Origin of the sequence: Mycobacterium sp. E342 (assembly GCF_001667665.1) — a bacterium.
In the GTDB taxonomy this organism is placed as follows: domain Bacteria; phylum Actinomycetota; class Actinomycetes; order Mycobacteriales; family Mycobacteriaceae; genus Mycobacterium.
Genome location: NZ_LZJM01000107.1, coordinates 1 through 516, shown reverse-complemented (window position 1 = coordinate 516; position 516 = coordinate 1). Strand labels below are relative to the sequence as shown.

Here is a 516-nt window from a genome sequence, read left to right as displayed (position 1 = left end):
GACCCGAGCCGAACAGTGCGAATGCCGGTGCATGCCCGTCGGCGGGAATCAATGCCGCGGCCGACGCCCAGGACAAGGGCGGTCCGGGGCTGATCGAGCGGATGGTCACCTCGAAACTGCGCGTCGCGCGTCCTTCGATTCGCACGGCGGAGCCGAGTGCCACCTACCGCTTGCCGCTCAGGGCCGACGCCCGCACCGTCGGGGTGACCGCGTACCGGCTCGGACTCACCGTCGACGGCCGCGAGACGCTGTCGGGCATCTCGTTCAAGGCGCGTCCGGGCGTGTTCACCGCGGTCGTCGGGCCCTCGGCCGCGCGCAACTCCGCCCTGCTCGGACTGCTCGCCGGCTCCAGGCAGCTCAGCTCCGGGCGCGTCACCGTCGACGGCCACGACGTGCACGCCGCGCCGCAGTCCATGCGCACCCGCATCGGCATCGTGTCGCCCGACGACCGCGGTGAACACGCCCGGACGCGCCTTGAACGAGATGCCCGACAGCGTCTCGCGGCCGTCGACGGTG

1 protein-coding gene is annotated in these 516 nt (G+C 72.5%); it reads left to right on the top strand.

The window, feature by feature from the left end; genetic code table 11:
- Window positions 1-101: 101 nt before the first annotated feature.
- A partial coding sequence (locus A5692_RS07230) for an ATP-binding cassette domain-containing protein (RefSeq protein ID WP_231984229.1) occupies window positions 102-516 on the top strand: 415 nt, incomplete at its 3' end.